The sequence below is a fragment of the Microbacterium saperdae genome, assembly GCF_006716345.1.
Classification (GTDB): domain Bacteria; phylum Actinomycetota; class Actinomycetes; order Actinomycetales; family Microbacteriaceae; genus Microbacterium; species Microbacterium saperdae.
The window spans coordinates 281,249-303,561 of the sequence record NZ_VFOX01000001.1 but is presented as its reverse complement, the minus strand read 5'-3'; the positions used below and the strand labels follow the sequence as shown (position 1 = coordinate 303,561).

The 22,313-nt window shown below is 69.0% G+C and carries 19 protein-coding genes and 1 tRNA gene; 6 read left to right on the top strand and 14 right to left on the bottom strand.

Translation table 11 applies throughout. From position 1 onward, the window contains the following. The first annotated feature begins 16 nt into the window (after window positions 1-16). From FB560_RS01360 to FB560_RS01350, 3 genes are all read left to right on the top strand, one after another. Entirely contained in the window at window positions 17-847 is an 831-nt protein-coding gene (locus FB560_RS01360; RefSeq protein WP_141870715.1) for an AraC family transcriptional regulator, read from the top strand. A 93-nt stretch (window positions 848-940) separates the two neighbouring features. Further along, window positions 941-1,954, top strand: coding sequence for a zinc-dependent alcohol dehydrogenase (locus tag FB560_RS01355; protein ID WP_141870714.1), 1,014 nt, complete (start codon window positions 941-943; stop codon window positions 1,952-1,954). Window position 1,955: 1 nt separating this feature from the next. Continuing rightward, window positions 1,956-2,822 carry an apurinic/apyrimidinic endonuclease family protein gene (locus FB560_RS01350; protein ID WP_141870713.1) on the top strand — a complete coding sequence of 289 codons (867 nt, stop codon included), beginning with the start codon at window positions 1,956-1,958 and terminating at the stop codon, window positions 2,820-2,822. 448 nt (window positions 2,823-3,270) lie between these two features. Here the strand turns inward: FB560_RS01350 and FB560_RS01345 are convergent, their stop codons facing one another. Continuing rightward, window positions 3,271-4,713, bottom strand: a complete 1,443-nt coding sequence (locus FB560_RS01345) for an MFS transporter (RefSeq protein WP_141870712.1) — start codon at window positions 4,711-4,713, stop codon at window positions 3,271-3,273. Between the two features lie 103 nt (window positions 4,714-4,816). On the opposite strand from FB560_RS01345, the gene FB560_RS01340 reads away from it, so the two are divergent. Next, window positions 4,817-5,263: a MarR family winged helix-turn-helix transcriptional regulator gene (locus FB560_RS01340; RefSeq protein WP_141870711.1), complete on the top strand. Its 447-nt coding sequence runs from the start codon at window positions 4,817-4,819 to the stop codon at window positions 5,261-5,263. Window positions 5,264-5,388: 125 nt separating this feature from the next. Here FB560_RS01340 and FB560_RS01335 read toward each other — a convergent pair whose 3' ends face one another. The 3 genes from FB560_RS01335 to FB560_RS01325 form a co-directional block, all read right to left on the bottom strand. After that, the gene (locus tag FB560_RS01335) at window positions 5,389-6,279 is read right to left on the bottom strand and encodes an oxidoreductase (RefSeq protein ID WP_141873069.1); all 891 of its coding nucleotides are present in this window, start codon (window positions 6,277-6,279) and stop codon (window positions 5,389-5,391) included. Window positions 6,280-6,478: 199 nt separating this feature from the next. Next, window positions 6,479-6,569 (bottom strand) — tRNA-Ser (locus FB560_RS01330). A 54-nt stretch (window positions 6,570-6,623) separates the two neighbouring features. Next, on the bottom strand, window positions 6,624-8,165 hold the full coding sequence (locus tag FB560_RS01325) for a PucR family transcriptional regulator (protein WP_229673438.1): 1,542 nt from the start codon (window positions 8,163-8,165) through the stop codon (window positions 6,624-6,626). 98 nt (window positions 8,166-8,263) lie between these two features. On the opposite strand from FB560_RS01325, the gene FB560_RS01320 reads away from it, so the two are divergent. Both FB560_RS01320 and FB560_RS01315 read left to right on the top strand, forming a co-directional pair. Then, window positions 8,264-9,748 carry a CoA-acylating methylmalonate-semialdehyde dehydrogenase gene (locus tag FB560_RS01320; RefSeq protein WP_141870710.1) on the top strand — a complete coding sequence of 495 codons (1,485 nt, stop codon included), beginning with the start codon at window positions 8,264-8,266 and terminating at the stop codon, window positions 9,746-9,748. A gap of 14 nt (window positions 9,749-9,762) precedes the next feature. Continuing rightward, complete coding sequence (locus FB560_RS01315; RefSeq protein ID WP_141870709.1) at window positions 9,763-11,151, top strand: aspartate aminotransferase family protein; 1,389 nt, start codon at window positions 9,763-9,765, stop codon at window positions 11,149-11,151. 132 nt (window positions 11,152-11,283) lie between these two features. On the opposite strand, the gene FB560_RS01310 is transcribed toward FB560_RS01315, so the two are convergent. The 10 genes from FB560_RS01310 to FB560_RS01265 form a co-directional block, all read right to left on the bottom strand. Beyond that, the gene (locus FB560_RS01310; RefSeq protein WP_229673439.1) at window positions 11,284-12,951 is read right to left on the bottom strand and encodes an amidohydrolase; all 1,668 of its coding nucleotides are present in this window, start codon (window positions 12,949-12,951) and stop codon (window positions 11,284-11,286) included. Beyond that, window positions 12,948-13,850 carry an ABC transporter permease gene (locus FB560_RS01305; protein ID WP_211349931.1) on the bottom strand — a complete coding sequence of 301 codons (903 nt, stop codon included), beginning with the start codon at window positions 13,848-13,850 and terminating at the stop codon, window positions 12,948-12,950. Before FB560_RS01305 ends, FB560_RS01310 begins: the two co-directional genes overlap by 4 nt. Further along, entirely contained in the window at window positions 13,847-14,731 is an 885-nt protein-coding gene (locus tag FB560_RS01300) for an ABC transporter permease (protein WP_141870708.1), read from the bottom strand. Before FB560_RS01300 ends, FB560_RS01305 begins: the two co-directional genes overlap by 4 nt. Continuing rightward, entirely contained in the window at window positions 14,724-15,902 is a 1,179-nt protein-coding gene (locus FB560_RS01295; protein ID WP_141870707.1) for a polyamine ABC transporter substrate-binding protein, read from the bottom strand. The genes FB560_RS01300 and FB560_RS01295 overlap by 8 nt, the downstream gene beginning before the upstream one ends. Next, the gene (locus tag FB560_RS01290) at window positions 15,899-17,074 is read right to left on the bottom strand and encodes an ABC transporter ATP-binding protein (protein WP_188895322.1); all 1,176 of its coding nucleotides are present in this window, start codon (window positions 17,072-17,074) and stop codon (window positions 15,899-15,901) included. The genes FB560_RS01295 and FB560_RS01290 overlap by 4 nt, the downstream gene beginning before the upstream one ends. A 136-nt stretch (window positions 17,075-17,210) precedes the next feature. After that, window positions 17,211-17,939, bottom strand: coding sequence for a FadR/GntR family transcriptional regulator (locus FB560_RS01285; RefSeq protein WP_141870706.1), 729 nt, complete (start codon window positions 17,937-17,939; stop codon window positions 17,211-17,213). Window positions 17,940-17,972: 33 nt separating this feature from the next. Next, a complete protein-coding gene (locus FB560_RS01280) occupies window positions 17,973-18,752 on the bottom strand; it encodes a 3-oxoacyl-ACP reductase (protein ID WP_141870705.1) in 780 nt (259 codons plus the stop codon). 25 nt (window positions 18,753-18,777) lie between these two features. Continuing rightward, window positions 18,778-20,139, bottom strand: coding sequence for an aldehyde dehydrogenase family protein (locus tag FB560_RS01275; RefSeq protein WP_141870704.1), 1,362 nt, complete (start codon window positions 20,137-20,139; stop codon window positions 18,778-18,780). Beyond that, complete coding sequence (locus FB560_RS01270; protein ID WP_170198003.1) at window positions 20,136-20,888, bottom strand: gamma-glutamyl-gamma-aminobutyrate hydrolase family protein; 753 nt, start codon at window positions 20,886-20,888, stop codon at window positions 20,136-20,138. The genes FB560_RS01275 and FB560_RS01270 overlap by 4 nt, the downstream gene beginning before the upstream one ends. Continuing rightward, window positions 20,869-22,275 carry a glutamine synthetase family protein gene (locus FB560_RS01265; RefSeq protein WP_141870703.1) on the bottom strand — a complete coding sequence of 469 codons (1,407 nt, stop codon included), beginning with the start codon at window positions 22,273-22,275 and terminating at the stop codon, window positions 20,869-20,871. The genes FB560_RS01270 and FB560_RS01265 overlap by 20 nt, the downstream gene beginning before the upstream one ends. Window positions 22,276-22,313 lie beyond the last annotated feature (38 nt).

The following is a 22,313-nucleotide window of genomic DNA, read 5'->3' as shown; positions in this document are numbered from 1 at the left end:
ACTGTCATACTCAAGCATGGAATGGATGCGGGACGAATGGCCGGAAGCGCTCACGATGCGCTATCTCGAGGCAGGCGCCGGCGTCGACACGGTCGATGGCGCACTGGACGCCAAGACCGTGCCGTTCGCGATCCTCGCCCAGGCCACGTCCGGGCGGTACCGCCTCGCCTACGACGGCCGATCGACAGAAGCCGGCCCGGAATCGATCGTCATCGCACCCCCGCACCGACGACTCACGTTCGGCCACTATGCAACCGATGAGAGCGTGATGCGCTCGCGGTGGGCCCACGTCGCGTTCAGCTTGTGGGGGTCGATAGACCTGTGGGATCTGGTCGAGTTGCCCCGACGGCTCGACGGGCGTGCCGCAGAGATCGTCGGCGAGAGCATCCACGCGCTGCTGACGGACGCACCCGGTGAGGATCCCGTGCGACGCCTCACGAGACGGCTGCAGATCGGAGCCACCCTGGCGGAGGTGTTGATCACGGCTTCCACTCCACGCCCCGAGGCGGCGGATATCGCCGAGGGCGCGTTCCAGTTGCGGCCCCTGCTGCGATACATGCAGGAGTCCCTGGCTGATCCGCTCGATGTCGCTCAGCTCGCTCGCGTCGCCTGCCTGTCCGAAGCGACACTGCACCGGCGCTTCCGGCAGGTGTTCGGGACCACCCCGATGCGGTACCTGAAGCGGTTGCGTCTCGACGAGGCCGCCCGAACCCTGGGCCGCACCGATCGGACCATCGGGGCAGTCGCCGAAGAGGTCGGATTCGCCAATCCCTACCACTTCAGCCGTGAGTTCCAGCGGGCGTTCGGGATGCCACCGCGCGATTTCCGCACGGCCGCATCCCGGTGACCTCGCCCGCGGCGTCCCCCAGTGAGAGGTGGGGATATGCAGTTGAGACTCTGACGCTACGTCGGAAGGGGCCTCGAACCATACATTTCTCGGGTGCCCCAAGATACTCACGCGCCCGACCTGTCCACATCCCGCATCGAGGCGACCGGTCGCGGCCGCATCGCGCTCACGTCACACGCGATGCCCACCCAACCGCTCCGTCCTGACGAGGTCGAGGGCGTCACGATCGTCTCCCTGGTGAGTCCTGGCACCGAGACGAACGCGATCGCGAGCGATGACGAGACGCCTCGCGCCACGGGGTATGCCGCTGTGTTCCGCATCACGGCGAAGGGAAGCGAGGTCTCCGACCTCGAGGTGGGCCAACTCGTGTTCTGCTTCGGTAACCACGCCGGGTTCCAGAGAGCGGTCGCCCGCGATGTCGTCGCGGTTCCCGAAGGCCTGGACCCTGCCGTCGCGGTCTTCTGCCGGTTGATGGCGGTGAGCTGGACCACTTTGGTCACGACGAGAGCGCGCCCCGCGTCGCGCGTCCTCATCATGGGACTCGGTCTCGTGGGCAATCTCGCCGCCCAGATCTTCCGTGCTGCCGGATACCGCGTGACCGCCGTCGATCCGGTCGAGAGCCGTCGCGACATCGCGACGAGCGCGGGGCTCCCTGACGTGCGGGCGAACGTTCCCGATCTGGGTGAATACTCACGGTTCACCGAGGAGAGCTTCGGCGTCTTCGATCTCGCCGTCGACTGCTCCGGACACGAAGCCGCGGTACTCGATGCCGCCAAGACGCTCAAGCGCGGCGGCGAGCTCGTGCTGGTCGGAGTGCCGTGGCGGCGGCGCACGGAGCTCTCCGCTCACGAGCTTCTCGACGTCGTCTTCCACCACTACATCACTCTGCGGAGCGGCTGGGAGTGGGAGCTCCCCCTCTACCCGCAGGCTTATTCCGCCGGCAACCTCCTCGGGAATCACGCGGGCGCCATGCAGTGGCTCGCGGAGGGCCGCGTGAACGTCGACGGCCTGGCCGAGAGCGCCGATCCGACGGATGCCCAGCGCATCTACGACGGACTTGCGGCGTCGGCCCGACTGACAGCCCTCTTCCGCTGGAGTGAGAACTGAGATGACGCGGATCTGGGATCGAGACAACCTGCACGCCTGGTGCGTTGTACCTTTCGACGAGGTCAAGCGCGGGCCTGAAGCGCGCGCGCAGATGCTGGCAGACCTCGGCATCCGCACGTTCTCCTACGACTGGCGGGCCGAGAACGTTCCCCACTTCGGTGAGGAGCTGGATGCCCTTGCCCGCCACGACATCGAACTTCTGGGTTGGTGGTGGTGGCCGGAGCAGGACGAGAAGGAGTTGAGGTACGCGCTCGACACGTTCGCGAGCCGTGACGTGCGCCCCCGACTCTGGTTCATGCAGGGCGAGAACCTCCTCCCCGACCGGCTGCCCCGCACGGCGGAACAGCAGCAGGAACGCATCGAGCTCGAAGCACAGCGCGCCCTGCGAGTCTCGGAGCTCGCGCGCGGCCACGGCATCGACCTGTATACGCACAACGACTGGTTCGGTATCCCCGACAACCTTGTCGCCGTCGTCGAGAAGGCCCGCGAGCTGGGGGTGCCCGAGATCGGCATCTCCTACAACTTCAGCCATGCGCGCGATGAGATCCACGACGATACTGTCGACTTCGATGCGCTGTGGTCGCGCATCCAGCCGTACGTCACCTCCGTCAATCTCGCCGGGACGCATTTCGAAGACGACACCACTCTCTTCCCGGGTGACGGTGAGCACGACCTCGAGATGATGCGCGTCATCGAAGACAGTGGCTGGCAAGGACCCGTCGGGGTCATCGCAGAAACCGGAGGGGACGCCGAAGTCAGCCTGAGGAACGCCATCCTGCGGGTGGAATGGCTCGCCGCCGAGTTGATTCAGCCGGGGTCGGGCGGTGCGAAGCCGTGCGCGCGTCAGCGTGGGACGAATGCCGAATGACTCGGGAAGCAGGCACTCGACGACGCCCCCGACCCGTACACCGCGAAGACGGTCTTCGCCTGCGGCGACTGGAGCGTGATCGCTGCAGACGACGGATGGTACGGCTGGACCCCGAACTCCGAGGAGGAGCGCAGCGCCGCTGCCGCGGGCTGAGCATGACGAAGGCCTGGCGCCCCTACGAGCGCGCATCAGGAGCCAGGCTGAGCTGCGGCTGCGCAACTCAGCTTTCCTCCTCCTAGCTATGTGAGTTCCGTTCGCTACTCGCATCCCACAGTGCTTGTACTTCGCCGATTCGGCGCGCGGAGCCGAGGATCCGACGCTGCCCCTCAGTCGGAGTCATGTTCTTTCACGAGTCACTGTCATCGATGCATCCGATGCCACATCTCACTTGACAATAGGAGAAGTAGGAACCTTTCGATCGCATCACAGCGTCGCATCCGCCCTCCCTTCACCGGATGGCGGCGAGTTCCGGGTCCGGTTCGATGCCGGCGAGGGTGGCACCCTTGTCGGCCGGGATGCATGCAGCCACGATCGCCGCGACCAACGAGACTCCGGCGCCGATCACGAGCGCGACTCGGAAGCCATCCTCCGACGGAACGACCACGCCGCCCGACGAGATGGTCATCTGAGCCAGGATGACGCCGATCACGGCCGCACCGATGGTGGTGCCCAGGGACCGCATGAGCGTGTTGAAGCCGTTGGCGGCCGCGGTCTCACTGCGCGGGACGACGCCCATGATCAGCGCGGGCATCGCGCCGTAGGCCAGTGCGACGCCGCTGTTGATGACGATGCCGGCGACCAGGAGGCCCCAGGTGCTCCCCATGCCGATGAGCGCGACGACGTATCCGACAGCGAGGATCCCGACTCCCAGAACGAGCGTGAACTTGGGGCCGCGGGCGTCGGTCATCCGTCCGCCGACGGGAGAGAGCAGCAGCATCATCAATCCGGCGGGCGCCATCCAGAGACCTGCCGCGAGCACGGACTGACCGAGGCCGTATCCGGTGATCGCCGGGAGTTGAAGCACCTGTGGCATCACGAGCATGCTCGCGTACATGCCGAACCCGACGAAGATCGACGCGATGTTGGTCAGCAGGACGCGAGGCCGGACGGTCGTACGAAGATCGACCAACGGGTCCCTCGTCCGCGTCTCCCAGAATCCCCACAACGCGAAGACGACGAGCGCGAAGCCGAGCAGGCCGAGAGTCCACCAGGAGCCCCAGCCCCATTCCGATCCCTTCGAGACGGCGAGGATGAGCGAGACCAGACCTGCTGCGAGGCCGACCGCACCCACCCCATCGAATCGCTGGCCCTTGGCACCGGGAGGCAGCACGGGCACGAGCGCCCAGACTGCGACGACGACGAGACCTGTGATCGCGGAGCCGGCCCAGAACAGCACACGCCAATCCGCGAACTCGACAACCGCCGCCGAGAGCGGCATCCCGATCGCGCCACCGACGCCGAGCGTCGCGCTCACGGTCGCGATCGCCGAGGAGAGCTTCTCGCGCGGGACGACATCACGCAGGAGCGCGATTCCGAGGGGAACCATGCCGGAACCGACACCCTGCATCGCGCGGCCCACGATCATGATCTCGACCGTCGGCGCGATCGCGCAGACGATTCCGCCGACGATGAGAGGCACCGCAAGGATCAGGATCATCCGCCGCTTGCCGAACAGGTCGCCGAGCCGGCCGGAGATCGGCACCGCCACGGCAGCGGCGAGCAGAGTCGCCGTGACGATCCACGCGGTGTTCGCCGACGACGTCGAGAAGATCACGGGGAACTGCGCGATGAGCGGAGTGACCATCGTCTGGGTGATCGATGACGCGATGCCGGCGAAAGCCAGCACCGCGACGATCAGTCCCGGTCGGTGCGTACGAGTGACTGCGGACACGGTGTCTCCCCTGGTCGGCGATATGCATCATGCAGTGAGTATGTAGAGTGCATATGTACTATACACATTGTGCGATAGACTCGAGTTCCCAATGAGGAGAAGCATGAAACGTCGAATCGCCGACATCGAGTACGAGCAGATGGTGCAGAGCCGATATGCGATCGCGCAGCACCAGCGCAGGAGCGACGACGAGATCGAGCGCAGCGCCTACCTCCTGCTCAGCCGCATCGACGCGGAGGGACCGAAGTCGATCGGAGAACTCAGCGAGATCTTCAGGCTCGACGTGTCGACTGTTCAGCGTCAGACAGGCTCAGCCATGCGCGCGGGACTTCTTGAACGCATTCCCGACCCGGATGGCGGAATCGCACGCAAGTTCCAGATCACTCCGGAGGGCAGGGAGAGACTCACGGCAGTGCGGGACCGATCTGTCACAGCGCTCGGGCATATCCTTGCCGACTGGACCGACACCGAGGTGTCGACGTTTGCGGACATGCTGCATCGTTTCAACATCGACATCGAGAACTACACCTCAGCGCGACGCGACACATAGCCACCCGACACCGCCACCGACTGCGCCGAACTGCGCCCTCGAGCGCGCACCTGGCGCCATCACTCGGCTTCCGTAGCGCCTGACTCAGGACCTGCGAAGGCCCCGTCGGCTCGGCAGACGCGCTCTCAACCCGGCCCGTCGCTCGTCGCAGCGAGCAACGGAGTGAGGACGTCACTGATCGGCGTGGGAATGCCGTGCGTGGCGCCGAGCCGGGCGATGACACCATTGCGGATATCCCACTCCAGAGCGCGCCCGGCTTCACGATCGGTCAGGATCGATGTGCTCAGGTCGGCGGGAGAGGATCGGAAACCGGCGAGGATCTGTTCGGGAACACCATCGTCCAGTCGCGCGCCCTCGGCGCGTGCGACGCGCAAGCACTCCCGTAGGTACCGCAGGGCCAGCTCGGCGACATCCTCCCTGGCGAACATCCCCGCCCTCCGCCCGGTGAGCGCCATGAGTCCCGCCGCGGCATTCTGCAGGAGCTTACGCCACGCGACGGAGGAGAAGTCCGACGCCACCTCGACGGTGCAGCGCGTCCCCCGCAGAGTCTCGACGACCCGCTCGGTGCCCGCCACCTCCGGCAGGGTCAATCGCGCCGCGCCGCGCAGCCGCACCGACCCGTCGCCCTGCGCCTGTGCGGGGAACCAGACGACCGCGGGAACGACGACCGTGCCTTCAGGGACGAGCGGGGAGACCATCGCCCGCTGCTCGACGCCATTCTGCAGGACGCACAGGACGGTATCGGGCCCGCAGAGCTTCGCGAGCCAGGGCGCGGCACCCTCGATCTGCGTGGCCTTGACCGCGAGGAACACCATCGCTGCCGCGCCGCCGACACGCTCCGGGTCGGTGCGCACGGGGCCGGGCACGCGGATGGCATCGTCGCCGACGAGCACGTCCAGGCCGTCGCGAGCCGTGCGACCGTATAGACCGGGGGTCCTTCCCGCCTCGTGGAGGACGGCGGCGACCGTCGAGCCGATCGCACCGGGACCGATGATGGCCACGCCATCCGCACGCATGTGAGTCACTCCCACAAAGTACCCGTGATCCGGCGTCGTCCCCCGCGAGGAGGCGGCAGTCGCTGTGCCGGTCGACGTCGCGAGGATGACGGCGACGGGTATCTCGCATCGTGTTGCCGCTGCTTTACCGCGACCGCCGCTCCCCGCATGACGAAGGCCCCGCATCCCAGTGCTTCCAAGGGAGTCGGGGCCTTCGTGGTGGCGGTGACGGTGGGATTTGAACCCACGGTAGGGGGTTACCCTACACAACTTTTCGAGAGTTGCACCTTCGGCCGCTCGGACACGTCACCGCGGAACAGCTTACGCGAGACGGGGCGAGCACGCGAATCGAGTCGCCGACCGCGTCACCCCGGAGCTTCACTCCGGCGGGCGAGCAGGGCGAGGTGGAGCGCGGCGAGCGTCTCCCCGTCGTCGAGGTCGGCGTCGAGCAGGTCGCCGATCAGGGTGAGGCGCTGGTAGAACACCGAGCGCGAGAGGTGGCTCGCTGCCGCCGCGGCCGAGCGGTTGCCCGGGTGGGTGACGAGTGCGGTGAGCACATCGAGCAGGTCGCCACGGCGCTCGCGGTCGTACGCGACGACGGGCGCCAGCATCCGCTCGCTGTGCGCGAGCAGGCGATGGTCATCACGCAGCGAGGCGACGAAGCGCTCCAGCGGGCGGTCGTCCACTCGTCGCACGCGCGGACCGGCATCCGAGCGGTCGCTGGCGGCCAGATCCCGCGCAGCCCGGAGCGAGGCGAGCAGCCCGAGCACGTCATCCGCAGGCGGCCCGACGAAGACCGTGCGATCGGGGCCGGAGATACGCGCGGCGATCGCATCCGAGAGCGGGACGGATGCCGGCAGCGAGAGCAGCGCGACGTCGTCATCCCCCACCCGCGCGGCGACCACCGCTGCTCCGGCCTGCCGCGCGCGGTACGCGAGCTGTGCGGCGGACTCCGCACTACGGGCCACGATGCCGTGGCAATGCCTCCCTGGCAGCATGAAGCCGCTGGTCGCGAGGCGGGCCTCGATGTCGTCCGGACTCGCGAAGCGCGCGCCGAGCAGGTCGTCGATGAGGCCGCGCTGGGCGAGCAGCGACCACTCGGAATCACCGCCGTCCGCGAGGCATCCGAAGGCGAGGGCCGTCGCGCCCTGCTCGAGCACGGTGAGCCGCCCGGCCGGATGCGCAGGACCGGGCAACGCGAGCAGGGTCCCCCACCGCACACCGCGCGCCTGCACGGGCACACGATCCGCCTCGCGAAGCCTTCCCAGCGCCTCGGCCACCGGAATCCGCAGCGTCTCGTGGGCGATGACCTCGCGCGCCAGGTTCTCGAGCACGACCGGTGCGCCGAGTGCTCGCGCAGTCTCGGCGACCACGACGTCCGCCGGGGCCCCCCGCAGACTCAGCGCAGTGAACAGCTCATGCAGGTGCTGGCGTTCGCGCAGCGCCATGGTCTGCGCGGCGATCAGCGCCCGGTGCACGGCTTCCGTGACGGCGACGAACTTGACCTCGCTGGTCAGCGCGATCAGGGCGAGTCCTCGTTCCGTGCACACCTCGACGACGGCATCCGGGATACGCGCCTGGCCGGAGCCGAGCTCGACCACGATGCCCGCGACCCCGGCCTGGTGCAGCCCTCGCGCGAAGTCCCGCAGCTCCTCGGCAGCGGTCGGCCAGCCGGCCCCGGTGCTGAGCAGGAGCTCCCCGCCGTCGAGCAGGCGGGCGACGCCGGCACTGTCGGACACGTGTACCCAGCGCACAGCAGCATCGAGCGCACGTCCGCCGACGATCACGTCGGGAGCACCGGCCTGCAGCACGGGCTCTGCGAGCACATCGGCGACCGTCAGGAGCGCGTCGTCTCGCGTCGGACGATCTGTCCGGATGGAGGGGAAGTCCTGACGTTCTGACATCATGATCCGCTCCTTCGCTCTGTGATCATTGAGGAGCACAAGCCTATCGAACACCGGTCAGAGTGTTCGAGCCCGCATTCCCCAGCAGTCGGAGGAACATCGTGGACATCGTCCGTCACGTCATCAACGGAGTGGAGACCGCCGAGGCGGCCCGCACCGGCCAGGTCTTCGATCCCGCCACCGGCCAGGTGTCGAAGCAGGTCGCCTTCGCCTCGACCGCCGAGGTCGACTCTGCGATCGCCGCCGCCGCCGCCGCGGCGCCCGCGTGGCGCGAGACCAGCCTCATCAAGCGCGCCGACGTCTTCTTCCGCCTGCGCCAGCTGCTCAAGGACCGCACGCCCGAGCTCGCCGCGATCGTCACCTCCGAGCACGGCAAGGTGCTCTCGGATGCCGCCGGCGAAGTGTCGCGCGGTATCGAGAACGTCGAGTTCGCCGCCGGACTCGTGCACCTCCTCAAGGGCGAGCGCAGCGAGCAGGTCTCGCGCGGCGTCGACGTGCACTCGGTCAAGCAGCCGGTCGGCGTGGTCGCCGCGATCACCCCGTTCAACTTCCCCGTGATGGTGCCGCTGTGGATGGTGGCCTCCGCGATCGCCTGCGGTAACACGGTCGTGCTCAAGCCCAGCGAGAAGGACCCGTCCGCCGCGGTCTGGATCGCGAAGCTCTTCTCCGAGGCGGGCCTGCCCGACGGCGTGCTGAACGTCGTGCACGGCGACAAGGAGGCCGTCGACGCGCTCCTCGAGTCGCCGCAGGTCTCGGCGGTGAGCTTCGTCGGCTCCACCCCGATCGCCCGCTCGATCTACCAGCGCGCCTCGGCCGCGGGCAAGCGCGTGCAGGCCCTCGGCGGCGCCAAGAACCACATGGTCGTGATGCCGGATGCCGACATCGACGGTGCCGCCGACGCCGCGGTCTCCGCCGCCTACGGCTCCGCCGGCGAGCGCTGCATGGCCGTCTCGGTGCTGGTCGCCGTGGGCGACATCGCCGACGACCTGGTCTCGGCGATCGCCTCCCGCATCGACGGACTGAAGATCGGCCCGGGCACGGATGCCGACAGCGAGATGGGTCCGCTCATCACCCGCGAGCACCGCGACCGCGTCGCCTCCTACGTCACCGGCGCCGAGGCCGAGGGCGCGAAGGTCGTCGTCGACGGCACGCAGAAGCAGTTCGACTCCGAGGGCTTCTTCCTCGGGGTCAGCCTGATCGACCAGGTCGCCCCGGGCATGAAGGTCTACGAGGACGAGATCTTCGGCCCGGTGCTCACGGTGGTCCGCGTCGAGACCTACGCCGAGGCTGTCGCCCTCGTGAACGCCAACGCCTACGGCAACGGCACCGCGATCTTCACGCGCGACGGCGGCACGGCCCGGCAGTACGAGTTCGACATCGAGGTCGGCATGGTCGGCGTGAACGTGCCGATCCCGGTGCCGATCGGCGCCTACTCGTTCGGCGGCTGGAAGGACTCGCTGTTCGGCGACTCGCACATCTACGGCCCCGAGTCGGTGCACTTCTACACCCGGTCCAAGGTCGTCACCACCCGCTGGCCCGATCACACGCCGTCGCAGATCGACCTCGGCTTCCCGAGCAACCACTGACAGGAGCGACCACGATGACGAACTTCACCGACCGCCACGGCGTCTCGCACCCGCTCCCCGCCCCCGAGGCGGAGGCGCAGGTGCGCGCCGACGACCGCGGCCACGTCTTCCACTCCTGGAGTGCGCAGGCACTGATCGACCCGCTGCCCGTCGCGGCGGGCGAGGGCTCGACGTTCTGGGACTACCAGGGCAACGCCTACCTCGACTTCTCCAGCCAGCTGGTGAACCTGAACCTGGGGCACCAGCATCCCGACCTGGTCGCCGCGATCCAGCAGCAGGCCGGGCGTCTCGCCACGATCCAGCCGTCGATCGCGAATGACGTGCGCGGCGAGCTCGCCCGCCTGATCGCCGAGGTCGCCCCGGATGGTCTCGAGAAGGTCTTCTTCACCAACGGCGGCGCCGAGGCCAACGAGTACGCGGTGCGCATGGCGCGCCAGTTCACGGGTCGCCGCAAGGTGCTGTCGATGTACCGCAGTTACCACGGCTCCACCTCGACCGCGATCTCGCTGACCGGTGACCCGCGCCGCTGGGCGAACGACGGCGTCGACAACGGCACCGTCCGCTTCTTCGGTCCCTACCTGTACCGCTCGCCGTTCCACGCCGAGACGCCGGAGCAGGAGTCTGAGCGCGCGCTCGCGCACCTCGAGCAGACCATCCAGCTCGAAGGCCCGCAGACCATCGCGGCGATCATCATCGAGACAGTCGTCGGCACCAACGGTGTGCTCGTGCCCCCGCCCGGCTACCTGCAGGGCGTGCGCGACCTGTGCGACCGCTACGGCATCGTGTACATCGCCGACGAGGTCATGGTCGGCTTTGGCCGCCTCGGCGAGTGGTTCGGCGTCGACGCGTTCGGCGGACAGCCCGACCTGATCACCTTCGCGAAGGGCGTCAACTCCGGATACGTCCCGCTCGGCGGGGTCGTGATCTCAGAGCGGATCGCCGCGGCGTTCGACACCATGCCGTTCGCCGGCGGGCTGACCTACTCGGGCCACCCCCTCGCGTGCGCCGCGGGTGTGGCGACGTTCGAGGTGTTCCGTCGCGACGGCATCCTGGAGCGCGTGCGCGATCTCGGTGAGCGCATCGTCGAGCCGACCCTGCGCGCGTGGGCCGAGTCCCACCCGAGCGTGGGCGAGGTGCGCGGGCGTGGCCTGTTCTGGGCGATCGAGCTCGTGCGCGACCGCGAGACCCGCGAGCCGCTCGTGCCGTTCAACGCCTCCGGAGCGGATGCCGCGCCGATGGGTGCGTTCGCGGCAGCGGCGAAGAAGGCGGGCGTCTGGCCGTTCACGCACTTCAACCGCGTGCACGTCGCTCCCCCGCTGGTCATCAGCGAAGACGACCTGGTGCGCGGCCTGACCGCGATCGACGGCGCACTGGCCGTGGCCGACGAGGCCGCCGCCGGCTGAGCATCCGTGCCGAAGGGCCCGTGCTCGTACTCACGAGCGCGGGCCCTTCTGCATCCGCCGTGTCGCCCCGACGAAATGCGGAGCCGGTGACGATTCGCGGACCGATTCGTCACCGGCCCGGTCGCCGCACCCTCACTCCCCGGCGTCGTACACCCGCACCCCGTCGACCCAGGTGCCGCGCACCTCGGTGAGGCCGATCTCCGCGGCCGGATGCTCGAACGGATCCCGGTCGAGCAGGGCGAGGTCGGCGCGCATCCCCACCGCGATCGTGCCGGTGTCGTCGAGGTGGTTCACGCGCGCGGAACCGGCCGTGTACGCGGCGAGCGCGGTCGCGAGATCGATCGACTGCTCGGGCAGGAACGGCTCGTAGTCGCCCTCCCACTCGGTCGGCGCGGAGCGGCGGTTGACGGCCACATGGATCGCGGCCATCGGGTTCGGCGTGCTCACCGACCAGTCGCTGCCCGCGGCGAGCGCGGCGCCGGAGCGCAGCAGGTCGCCGAACGGATACTGCCACCCGCTGCGCTGCTCGCCGAGGAACGGGAGGGTCAGGTCGACCATCTGCGGCTCGAGCGTCGCCCACAGCATCTGCATGTTCGCGGTGACGTCGAGTGCGCGGAAGCGCGGGATGTCGTCGGGGTGCACGACCTGGATGTGCGAGATGTGGTGCCGGTTCCCGCGCGGGCCGTTGGCGACGAGCGCCGCCTCGACCGCATCCAGGCACTCGCGCACGGCGCGGTCGCCGATCGCATGGAAGTGCAGCGTGAAGCCGAGGGCGTCGAGCCGGGTCGCCGCCTCCTTGAGCAGTTCGGGTTCGACGAACGAGATGCCGGAGTCCTCCCGGGGATGCCCGTGGCCGTCGCAGTACGGTTCCAGCATCGCAGCCGTGAAGTTCTCGGCGACGCCGTCCTGCATGATCTTCACGCTGCGCGCGCGGAAGCGCCCGACCGTGCTCTCCTCGCGACGGCGCACGATGTCGTCGATCTGCTCCAGCCCGCGCGAACGGTCCCACCACAGCGAGCCGACGACTCTGCCGGTCAGCGCACCGGACCCGGCGGCGCTGAGGTAGGCCGGCAGCGGATCTCCCGCATCGCCGTACTCGGTGCCGACGATCGCGTCCTGCCACGCGGTCACTCCGTAGGAGTGCAGGTGCCGTTGCCCCTGCAGGAGCGCTTCGACCAACCGTTCGGGCGCTTCGGTCGGCAGCAGCCGGTTGACCAGCCCCATCGCCCCCTCGTGCAGGGTGCCGCTCGGGGCGCCGTCCGCGTCGCGTTCGATGCGGCCGTCGGCGGGGTCAGGGGTGTCGCGGGTGATGCCGGCGAGCGCGAGCGCCCGGGAGTTGACCCAGGCGCCGTGTCCGTCACGGTTGGGCAGGAACGCCGGGCGGTCGGGCAGCACGGTGTCGAGGTCGGCCGCGGTGGGCGTGCCGCCGGGGAACGCCGACATCTGCCAGCCGCCGCCGAGGATCCACTCGTCATCCGGATGCGCGGCGGCGTACTCCGCGATCCGCGCCAGATACTCCTCGCGCGTCGCGAGTGCCGCGAGGTCGCAGCGCAGCATGTCGAGCCCGCCCCAGACCGGATGCACGTGCGCGTCCTGGAACCCCGGCACGAGCAGTCCGCCCTCCAGGTCGACGACCGCGGTGTCGGGACCGATCAGCCCCGAGATATCATGACCGACCGCGCTGATGATGCCGCCCGTGACCGCGACCGTCCGGGCGGTGGTGCGCGCGCCGTCCGAGAGGAACACCCGTCCGCCCCGTTCGCCGCCGGTGAAGACCAGATCCGCGTATCCCACGTTCATCCTCCTGCCATCGTGCGGGCGATCTCGGTCGCCGAGTCCCCCGCTCTCTTCAGAACCACCGCGACCAGCGCGAGGGCCAGCAACGTGAGCACCAGCATGATCGTCGAGACCGCCGCGATCTCCGGCCGCAGTCCGCTGCGCAGCGCGCTCAGCACGTAGACCGGCCACGGCGTGGTACCCGAGACCTGCACGAACGCCGAGACGACCGTATTGTCGAGGCTCAACGTGAACGACAGCAGAAACCCGGCGAGCACGGCGGGCATCGCGAGCGGCAGCGTCACCTTGAGGAAGGTGCGCACCGGCGGGGCGTAGAGGTCGGCCGAAGCCTCCTCGAGCCGCGCATCGAGTCCGACCAGGCGGGCTCGCACGATGTACGACACGATCGCGATCGAGAACAGTGACTGCCCGACCACGAGCCTCATGGTGCCGTCGTTGAACAGTCCGATCCCGACGTCCTGCCCGAGGAAGACGAGCCACGGCAGCAGCGCGACGGCATCCACGATCTCGGGCGTGACCGAGACCAGCAGCAGCAGGCCGAGGAACCACCACACCCACTTACCGGGGTTGCGGGCCATCGCGATGCCGGCCAGCGTGCCCAGGGCCGTGGCGAGCAGAGCCGCGAGCAGCCCCGTGCGCACCGAGACCAGCACGGCATCGCGGATCGCGGGCTTCTCGACGATCGCGAGGAACGACTCGAAGCCGAAGTGGTCCCACGACACGAGCAGGCGCCCGACGTTGAAGGAGTAGGCGATGATCACGAGGATCGGCAGGAACAGGAACACGAAGACGAGCGCGGCCCACATCGGCAGCAGGAACCGTCCGGCACCGCGCCGAGCGCGCGGAGCCGCGTTCTTCTGCGACGCATCGGACGTCTGCGGAGCATCCGCGATGGCGGTCATGATCCCTCCCCGAGGACGAGACGGTTCCTTTGTCGCAGCGGCAGCGTCACGAGCCAGAGCAGCCCGGCGGCGATGGCGATCGACAGCATGATGACGATGATCAGCAGCACGGCCATCGCGGAGCCCAGCGCCCAGTTCTGCGCGGTCTGGAACTGACTCGCCACGACCTGACCGATCATGTTGCCCTTCGCGCCACCCAGCACGGTGGCGGTGATGTAGTCGCCCATGAGCGGGATGTACACCAGCAGCACGCCCGCGATGATGCCGGGGCGCGCCAGCGGCACGGTGACGCGCAGGAAGGTCGACACGCTGCCCGCGCCGAGGTCCTTGCTGGCCTCGCGCAGCGGACCGGACACCCGATCGAACGCGACGAACAGCGGCAGGATCATGAGCGGCAGGTAGTTGTAGACCACGCCCAGCAGCACGGCGCCGCGCGAATAGAGCAGATCGAGCGGACCGGGGATCACCCCGATGCCCTGCAGCAGCTGCGACAGCCATCCCTCCGGGGCCAGGATCACCTGCCAGCCGATCGTGCGCACCAGGAAGTTCGTCCAGAACGGCACCATCACCAGCGCGAGCAGCAGCCCGCGCTTCGACGGCGGCGCCTTCACCGCGATCCAGTAGGCCACCGGCGCGCCGATCACCAGGCACAGCACGGTGCCGAGGATGCCGATCCACAGCGTGTTCAGGAACGTGCTGAAGAACGTCGGCGACAGCGCCTCGAGGTACCGGTCGAACGACAGATGATCGAGGGCGTGCGTGGCGAAGATGCTGGGCTTGTAGCCGAAGCTGAACACCACGACCATGAAGATCGGGGCGACGAAGAAGACGAGAAGCCAGGCCCACGCGGGGATGGCGAGACCGAACTTGAGCTTAGGCACCGGCGGCCGCCTTCATCGAGTTCCAGATCGAGACGACGCGGTCCTGCGCATCCGTGAGCTTGCCTTCATGCATGGTCTCCACCTGCTTCTCGTCGAAGAACACCATGTCGAGCCGTTCGAGACCCGCGGCCTCCGCCTCTTCGCGGATGCCGCTGATCCCGGTGTCGTAGCCGATGTAGTCGACCTGCGCGAGCTGCACATCGGGCTGCAGCACGAAGTTGATGAATGCGTGCGCGGCCTCGGGATGCGGAGCCCCGGCGGCGATCGCCCAGTTGTCCATCCACAGTTCCGTCGCCGGGCTGCCGAGCACCCACTGCCAGCGGTCCGGATCGCCGGATTCGAAGATGCCCAGGCGTGCGTCGCCGTTGTACGACTGCAGGAGTGCGTGCGAGCCCTGCGGGATCGACGAGCCACCCGGATACGAGTCGAACGCCGAGACGTGCGGAGCCAGATCCTTCACCAGGAACTTCTCGACCGCATCCAGGTCGTCCGGATCCGTCGTCGTCCAGTCGATGCCGTTCGCCCAGAAATAGATGCCCAGCAGCGGCGCGGGATCGTCGAGCACCGACGTCGACCCGGATGCCTCGTTCTGGGCGGCGTCGATGAAGTCGCTCCAGGTCGTGAGCTCGCGGGAGATGACCGTCTTGTCGTAGACGAAGCCCGTGGTCCCCCAGGCCTTGCACACCGAGTACTCGTTGCCCGGGTCCCAGGAGCGTCCGCGGAACTCCGGCGCCACGTGCGACATGTTCGGGATCAGATCGAGGTTGAACTTCTGCAGGAGTCCGTTCTCGGCCATCGGCCCGACGAAGACGCCGGTGGGCACCACGATGTCGTACCCGGAGGTGCCGCGCGCGGCGACCAGCTTCGCGATCAGCTCCTCGTTCGAGTTGAAGGCGTCGAGCACGATGCGGGGGCCGCTCTCGGCCGTGAACTGCTCGAGCACTTCGGGGGCGTCGTAGTCGCCCCAGCTGTAGATCGACAGCCGGTCCTCGAGCGGTCCGCCCTTGGCGTGCACCGCCGCGGCGTTCTGCCCGGGGGTGCAGGCGGAGAGCAGCACGGCTCCTCCCGCGGCGAGCGCGGTGGCGAGGAACCCGCGACGGGTGAGCTCTGTGCGGATCACCCGCGCGGCGCTCCGGTGCGCGAGGACGCGGACCGGAGGAGCACCCGTCACCGGCCGCCCTCCTTCGGCAGCGCGATCACGTGCGTGGCGGTTGTGGGGATGCCGTCGGCGGCGAAGAGCCGGGCGTCGGCCGGATCCCACAGGCAGCGCACCTCGTCGTCGACCTCGACGCTCGGGGCGGTCGGCGCCGGCATCCGCGACAGGAAGGTCGCGTCTCCCGCGACACGCACCGCGACCTGCAGGGTCTCTCCGAGGTGCGAGACGCCGAGCACGCGTCCGGGCACGCCCGCTCCCTCCCCGTGCTCCAGGCGCACGTACTCGGGGCGGATGGCGGCGACGGCCGGCTGCCCGGCGGCGACGCGCTCCCCACCCCAGCGGCCGGCGATCGCCCCGATGGCGGTGTCGACGGCAGCGCCGTCTGCACGCACCGTGCCGTGCACGAAGTTCTGCTGCCCGATGAACGAGGCGACATACGCGGATGCCGGCTCGGCGTAGATCGCGGCCGGGGCGTCGAGCTGCTCGATCCGGCCCGCCCGCATCACCGCGATCCGGTCGCTCATCGACAGCGCCTCGGCCTGGTCGTGCGTGACGAACACGAACGTGGTGCCCAGCCGCGCCTGCAGCAGCTTGAGCTCGAGCTGCATCTCCTCGCGCAGCTGGCGGTCGAGGGCGGCGAGCGGCTCGTCGAGCAGCAGCACGCTCGGCCGGTTGATCAGAGCGCGCGAGAGTGCGATGCGCTGCTGCTGGCCACCCGAGAGCTGCGTCGGCTTGCGGTCGGCGAAGCTGCGCAGCTGCACCATGTCGAGCGCTTCACTCACCCGCTCGCGCTGCTCGGCCTTCGGCACGCGGCGCTGCTGCAGGCCGTAGGCGACGTTCTCGGCGACCGTGAGGTGCGGGAACAGCGCATAGGCCTGGAAGACCGTGTTGACCTCGCGCCGATACGGCGGCAGGTTCAGCACGCTGCGTCCGGAGATGCGGATGTCGCCGGCATCCGGATACTCGAAGCCCGCGATCATGCGCAGGGTCGTGGTCTTGCCGCAGCCGGACGGGCCGAGCAGGGAGAGGAACTCCCCCGGTTGCACGTCGAGCGTCAGATCATCGACCGCGACCGCGGATCCGTAGCGCTTGGTGACGCCGTCGATGTGGACAGCGCCGGTGACGGCGGGCGTCTCGACCGTCGCCGTCGGATCAGGCGTCGTCGATGCAGGCAGAGTACCGGGCATGAAACCTCCCCATTGAGAATCACTTGCGGTGAGTCTGTCATAGGAACGGCCCGACGTATAGCGAAATCAGAAGTCTCTTGATCGAATCGCAACGATATCCGTTGCAGATCCTCCAACACGCTACCGATTGGTCGGTTCAGACCAGAAAGCCGCGGAGCAGCGCCTCCGACCCGGCCAGATGATCGCGCATCGCCTCTTCGGCCGCCTCGGGCTGCCCGGCCAGGATCGCGGTCACGATGCGCTCGTGCTGCTCGCCGGAGTGCTGGATGTTCCGCGGCATGAGCGGGAAGGTGTCGAGCCAGGCGTTCACATCGGCGCGGTTCTCGGCGGCGAGCGCGACCAGCGAGGGGATGCCGGCGGCCTCGGCGATCGCGAGGTGGAAGAGCGTGTCCAGGCGGCGGTACTCCTCCGGCCCGGCCGGGAGTGCCGCCTCATGGCGTGCCCAGAGGTCCGCTCTGGTCGCCGCGTCCAGCGAGCGGCTCGCGGCAGCCCGGGCGGCACCGGTCTCGAGCACACGCCGGAGCCCGAGCACGTCGTCCAGTTCCGCCGCCGTGACCCCGGCCGCCTCCGCGGGCTGCGGCAGCGGATCCGCCACGAACGTGCCGCCGTAGCGGCCGCGGCGCGCGATCAGGTACCCGGCATCGGCGAGCTCCTTGATCGCCTCGCGCACGGTGTCGCGACTCACCTCGAACGAGGCGGCGAGCTCGCGCTCCGGGGGCAACGACTCCCCCGGAGCGACCACGCCGAGGCGGATCGTCTGCACCAGGCGAGCCACCGTGTCCTCGAGGGCGTTGCCGCGCCGCAGCGGCCGATAGACCGCGCGCCGGACTTCGACCAGGTCGCCGTCCGCGGGGTGCTCGCTCATGCTCTCACCTTGTCACAGCGAGGTATGCGGATCTCACAGCGGGGTGACGTAGGCGTTGGTGATGCCGCCGTCGACGACGAAGGCGCTCGCGGTGATGAAGGAGGAGTCGTCCGAGGCGAGGAAGGCCACGGCCGCGGCGAGCTCCTCGGGCTCGGCGAAGCGCCCCATCGGCACGTGCACGAGGCGGCGCTGCGCGCGCTCAGGGTCCTTCGCGAAGAGCTCCTGCAGCAGCGGGGTGTTCACCGGTCCGGGGCAGAGCGCGTTCACGCGCACACCCTGCCGGGCGAACTGCACGCCGAGCTCACGCGACATGGCCAGCACTCCACCCTTGGAGGCGGTGTAGCTGATCTGCGACGTCGCCGATCCGAGCAGCGCCACGAAAGAGGCGGTGTTGATGATGGAGCCGCGGCCGGCGGGCACCATGTGCCGCAGCGCCGCCCGGCTGCACAGGTACACGCTCTTCAGGTTCACGTCCTGCACCCGATCCCAGGCCGGCAGCTCGGTCGTCTCGATCGAGTCGTCGTCTGCCGGCGAGATCCCGGCATTGTTGAAGGCGATGTCGATGCGGCCGAACTCAGCGGCGACGCCGTCGAACAGCGCGTTCACCTTGGCCTCATCGGCGACGTCGACGGGACGGAACACCCCGCCGACCTGCGCTGCCGCCGCCTCACCCGAGGTGGGGTCGACGTCGGCGATCACGACGAAGGCGCCCTCGGCGGCGAATCGCTGCGCGGTGGCGAAGCCGATGCCGCTCGCCCCGCCGGTGATGATCGCGACCTTGTCACGGAGTCGCTGGGTCAGATCGATGCTCATGGTTCCTCCGGGTGGGGTTCAGGGATCAGTGGGGGTCTGTGGCGAAGAAGACGTTCTTGGTCTCGGTGAAATGCTCGGCCGCATCCGGTCCGAGCTCGCGCCCGAGGCCGGAGGCCTTCATCCCGCCGAAGGGTGTCGCGTAGCGGACCGAGGAGTGCGAGTTCACCGACAGCACTCCGCTGCGCACACCGCGCGCCACGCGCACGGCGCGACCGAGGTTCTCGGTCCACAGCGAACCCGCGAGACCGTAGATGGTGTCGTTGGCGAGACGGATCGCATCCGCCTCATCGTCGAACGGCATGACGGCCACGACGGGACCGAAGATCTCCTGCTGCGCGATGCGGTCGCCGGGGTCCGCGAGCACGACGGCCGGTGCGAACCAGAAACCGTCCCCCTGAGGGGCTGTGCCGCGGAACGCGATGTCGGCACCGTCGAGGAAGTCCGCGACCGTGTCCCGGTGCCCGGCGGAGATGAGCGGCCCCATGTCGGTGTCATCGCGGCCCGGATCGCCCACGCGCCACGCGGCGACCGCCGGCTCCAACAGCTCGAGGAACCGGTCGTAGACCGAGCGCTGCACCAGCAGGCGGCTGCGAGCGCAGCAGTCCTGACCGGCGTTGTCGAACACGGAGCCGGGCACCGCGCCGGCAGCCCGCTCGAGATCGGCATCCTCGAACACGATGTTGGCGCTCTTGCCGCCGAGCTCCAGGGTCACGGGCTTCAGCGCGCGCGCACATCCCGCTGCGACCTCGATGCCCACCTCGGTGGATCCGGTGAACACGACCTTGCGCACATCGGGGTGATCGACCAGCCGCTGTCCGACCACGGAACCCGAGCCGGTGACGACCTCGAACAGCCCCTCGGGCAGACCGGCCTCGCGTGCGAGCTCTCCGAGACGGACCGCCGTCAGCGGGGTCAGCTCGGCGGGCTTGAGCACCACCGCATTGCCCGCGGCGAGCGCCGGAGCGAACGCCCAGGCGGCGATCGTCATCGGGAAGTTCCACGGCACGATCACCCCCACCACGCCGTAGGGGTCGTGGAAGGTCACGTCGAGCCCGCCGGACACCGGGATCTGACGACCGGACAGCCGCTCCGGATCGGCGGAGTAGTAGTTGAGCACCTGGGCGACGTGGCCGGCCTCCCAGCGCGCCGACCCGATCGGATGCCCGGAGTTGAGCACCTCCAGCTGCGCGAGTTCCTCCGCTGCCCCCTCGACCGTGCGGGCGAAGGAGCGCAGCGCATCGGCACGCGCCACGGGGGCGAGCGCCGCCCAGCGCCGCTGCGCCGCGACGGCCCTGGCGATCGCGGCATCCGTCTCGGCCACTCCCGCGCGGGACACCTCGCGGATGGATGCTCCCGTCGCCGGGTTGATCACCGTGAACGCGCTCATGACGTGCCTTCCTTCTGCCGCGCGAACGCACGGGCCTGTGTGACGAGATCCTGGAAGAGCCGACGATCCTCGGCATCCTCCTCGGGGTGCCATTGGATGCCGACCACGTGACTGCCGCCCTGGGTGTCGACGAAGGCCTGCACCAGACCGTCGTCGGAGTGTGCCGCGGCGACGAGCCCCTCGCCCAGCCGGTCGATGCCCTGGTGGTGGTAACTGCGCACCGAGACCGCGTCCTCTCCGAGCACGGCGGCGAGCGCGGTGTCGCGGGCGACCGCGACCTGGTTCTCGGCGAAGACGCCTCCACCGATCCGGTAGCGCTCGGTCCCCAGAGACTCCGGCAGGTGCTGCTGCAGGGTTCCGCCGCGCGCGACGTTGACCAGTTGCAGGCCGCGGCAGATCGCGAGCACGGGCATGCGCCGGCGCTCGGCCGCGCGGAACAGCGCGAGCTCCCAGGAGTCCCTGTCGACGCGGGCGGGGTCGGTCGTCGGATGCCGCTCCGCCCCGTACAGCTCGGGCGCCACATCCGCGCCACCCGAGAGGATCAGCCCGTCGAGCCCGGCGATCGCCGCATCCGCGGACTCCGGATCCTGCGGCGGCAGCAGCAGCGCGATGCCGCCGGCCGAGGTCACGCCGGTGAGGTACTGCTCGGGGAGGAATGCCGCCCGCACATCCCAGACGCCCTGCTGCGCCCGCTCGAGGTAGGTGGTGACGCCGACCAGCGGCGCGCTCTCAGAGCCTCTCGAAGCCACGGACGCGCTCCCAGTCGGTCACGGCGGCATCGTAGGCTTCCAGCTCGATGCGCGCCTGGTTCAGATAGTGGTCCACGACGTCGTCGCCGAACGCCTCCCTGGCGATCCGCGACTCGCTGAACAGCTGCGCAGCCTCGCGCAGCGTCGTCGGCAGGTGATCGACGCCGGCCTCATAGGCGTTGCCCTCGAACCGCTCAGGCAGGGCCAGCTCGTTCTCGATGCCGTACAGTCCTCCCGCGATGATCGCCGAGATGCCCATGTACGGATTCACGTCGCCGCCGGGCACCCGGTTCTCGACGCGCAGCCCCGATCCGCTGCCGATCACGCGCAGGGCGCAGGTGCGGTTGTCGATGCCCCAGGCCACACCGGTCGGCGCGAAGCTCCCCTTCGCGAAGCGCTTGTAGGAGTTGATGTTGGGCGCGTAGAGCAGCGTGAACTCGCGCAGGGTGGCCAGGATGCCCGCGATCCAGTGCTCCATCACCGGGCTGAACCCGTGCTCTCCGTCCCCGGCCATCACCGGCGTGCCATCGTCGGCGCGCAGCGAGAGATGGATGTGACAGCTGTTGCCCTCGCGCTCGTTGAACTTCGCCATGAAGGTGAGCGACTGCCCGTGCTGGGCGGCGATCTCCTTCGCTCCGTTCTTGTAGATCACGTGCTGGTCGGCGGTCTCGCGCACCTCGGCGTAGCGGAATGCGATCTCCTGCTGCCCGAGGTTGCACTCGCCCTTCACGCCCTCGCAGTAGAGACCGGCGCCGTCCATCCCGAGGCGGATGTCGCGCAACAGCGGCTCCATGCGCGTGGATGCCTGCAGGTTGTAGTCGACGTTGTAGTCGGTAGCAGGCGTCAGCCCCTCGTACTTGCGCGCCCAGGCGTCGCGGTAGGTGTTCTCGAACACGATGAACTCGAGCTCCGTCCCGGAGAAGGCCGTCCATCCGCGCTCGGCGAGCCGGTCGCGTTGGCGGTCGAGGATCGCGCGCGGCGAGGGCCCGACGGGCTCGCCGTTCTGCCAGACCAGGTCGGCCATGATCAGCACGCTGCCCTCGAGCCACGGCATCCGCCGCAGTGTCGCGACATCGGGGCGCAGCACCATGTCTCCGTACCCGCGGTTCCATCCCGACATCGCGTAGCCGTCGACCGTGTTCATGTCGACATCGACGGAGAGCAGGTAGTCGCAGGCCTCGGCGCCGTGGTGCAGGATGTCCTCCTGGAACAGGCGAGCGGAGACCCGCTTTCCCACCAGCCGTCCCTGCGCATCGGCGAAGGCCACGATCACCGTGTCGATCTCGCCGGCGGCGATGCCGGCATCCAGCTGCTCGATGCTGAGGTTTCCCGACATCTTCTCGCTCCCGTCGTCGTGGTGAAGCGATCGACCGACCGGCTTCGCCATCAGAGTAGATCACTGTCGCGTTTAAAGGTAGACGAAAC

What these genes read in the sequence shown, in the direction of transcription:
- FB560_RS01350 (WP_141870713.1), top strand. Translation starts at nt 1,956, where the DNA reads ATGACGCGGATCTGGGATCGAGACAACCTGCACGCCTGGTGCGTTGTA.
- FB560_RS01285 (WP_141870706.1), bottom strand. Translation starts at nt 17,939, where the DNA reads ATGAGCGAGCACCCCGCGGACGGCGACCTGGTCGAAGTCCGGCGCGCG.
- FB560_RS01360 (WP_141870715.1), top strand. Translation starts at nt 17, where the DNA reads ATGGAATGGATGCGGGACGAATGGCCGGAAGCGCTCACGATGCGCTAT.
- FB560_RS01290 (WP_188895322.1), bottom strand. Translation starts at nt 17,074, where the DNA reads ATGCCCGGTACTCTGCCTGCATCGACGACGCCTGATCCGACGGCGACG.
- FB560_RS01310 (WP_229673439.1), bottom strand. Translation starts at nt 12,951, where the DNA reads ATGAACGTGGGATACGCGGATCTGGTCTTCACCGGCGGCGAACGGGGC.
- FB560_RS01280 (WP_141870705.1), bottom strand. Translation starts at nt 18,752, where the DNA reads ATGAGCATCGATCTGACCCAGCGACTCCGTGACAAGGTCGCGATCATC.
- FB560_RS01265 (WP_141870703.1), bottom strand. Translation starts at nt 22,275, where the DNA reads ATGGCGAAGCCGGTCGGTCGATCGCTTCACCACGACGACGGGAGCGAG.
- FB560_RS01275 (WP_141870704.1), bottom strand. Translation starts at nt 20,139, where the DNA reads ATGAGCGCGTTCACGGTGATCAACCCGGCGACGGGAGCATCCATCCGC.
- FB560_RS01335 (WP_141873069.1), bottom strand. Translation starts at nt 6,279, where the DNA reads ATGCGTGCGGATGGCGTGGCCATCATCGGTCCCGGTGCGATCGGCTCG.
- FB560_RS01315 (WP_141870709.1), top strand. Translation starts at nt 9,763, where the DNA reads ATGACGAACTTCACCGACCGCCACGGCGTCTCGCACCCGCTCCCCGCC.
- FB560_RS01325 (WP_229673438.1), bottom strand. Translation starts at nt 8,165, where the DNA reads ATGATGTCAGAACGTCAGGACTTCCCCTCCATCCGGACAGATCGTCCG.
- FB560_RS01340 (WP_141870711.1), top strand. Translation starts at nt 4,817, where the DNA reads ATGAAACGTCGAATCGCCGACATCGAGTACGAGCAGATGGTGCAGAGC.
- FB560_RS01305 (WP_211349931.1), bottom strand. Translation starts at nt 13,850, where the DNA reads ATGACCGCCATCGCGGATGCTCCGCAGACGTCCGATGCGTCGCAGAAG.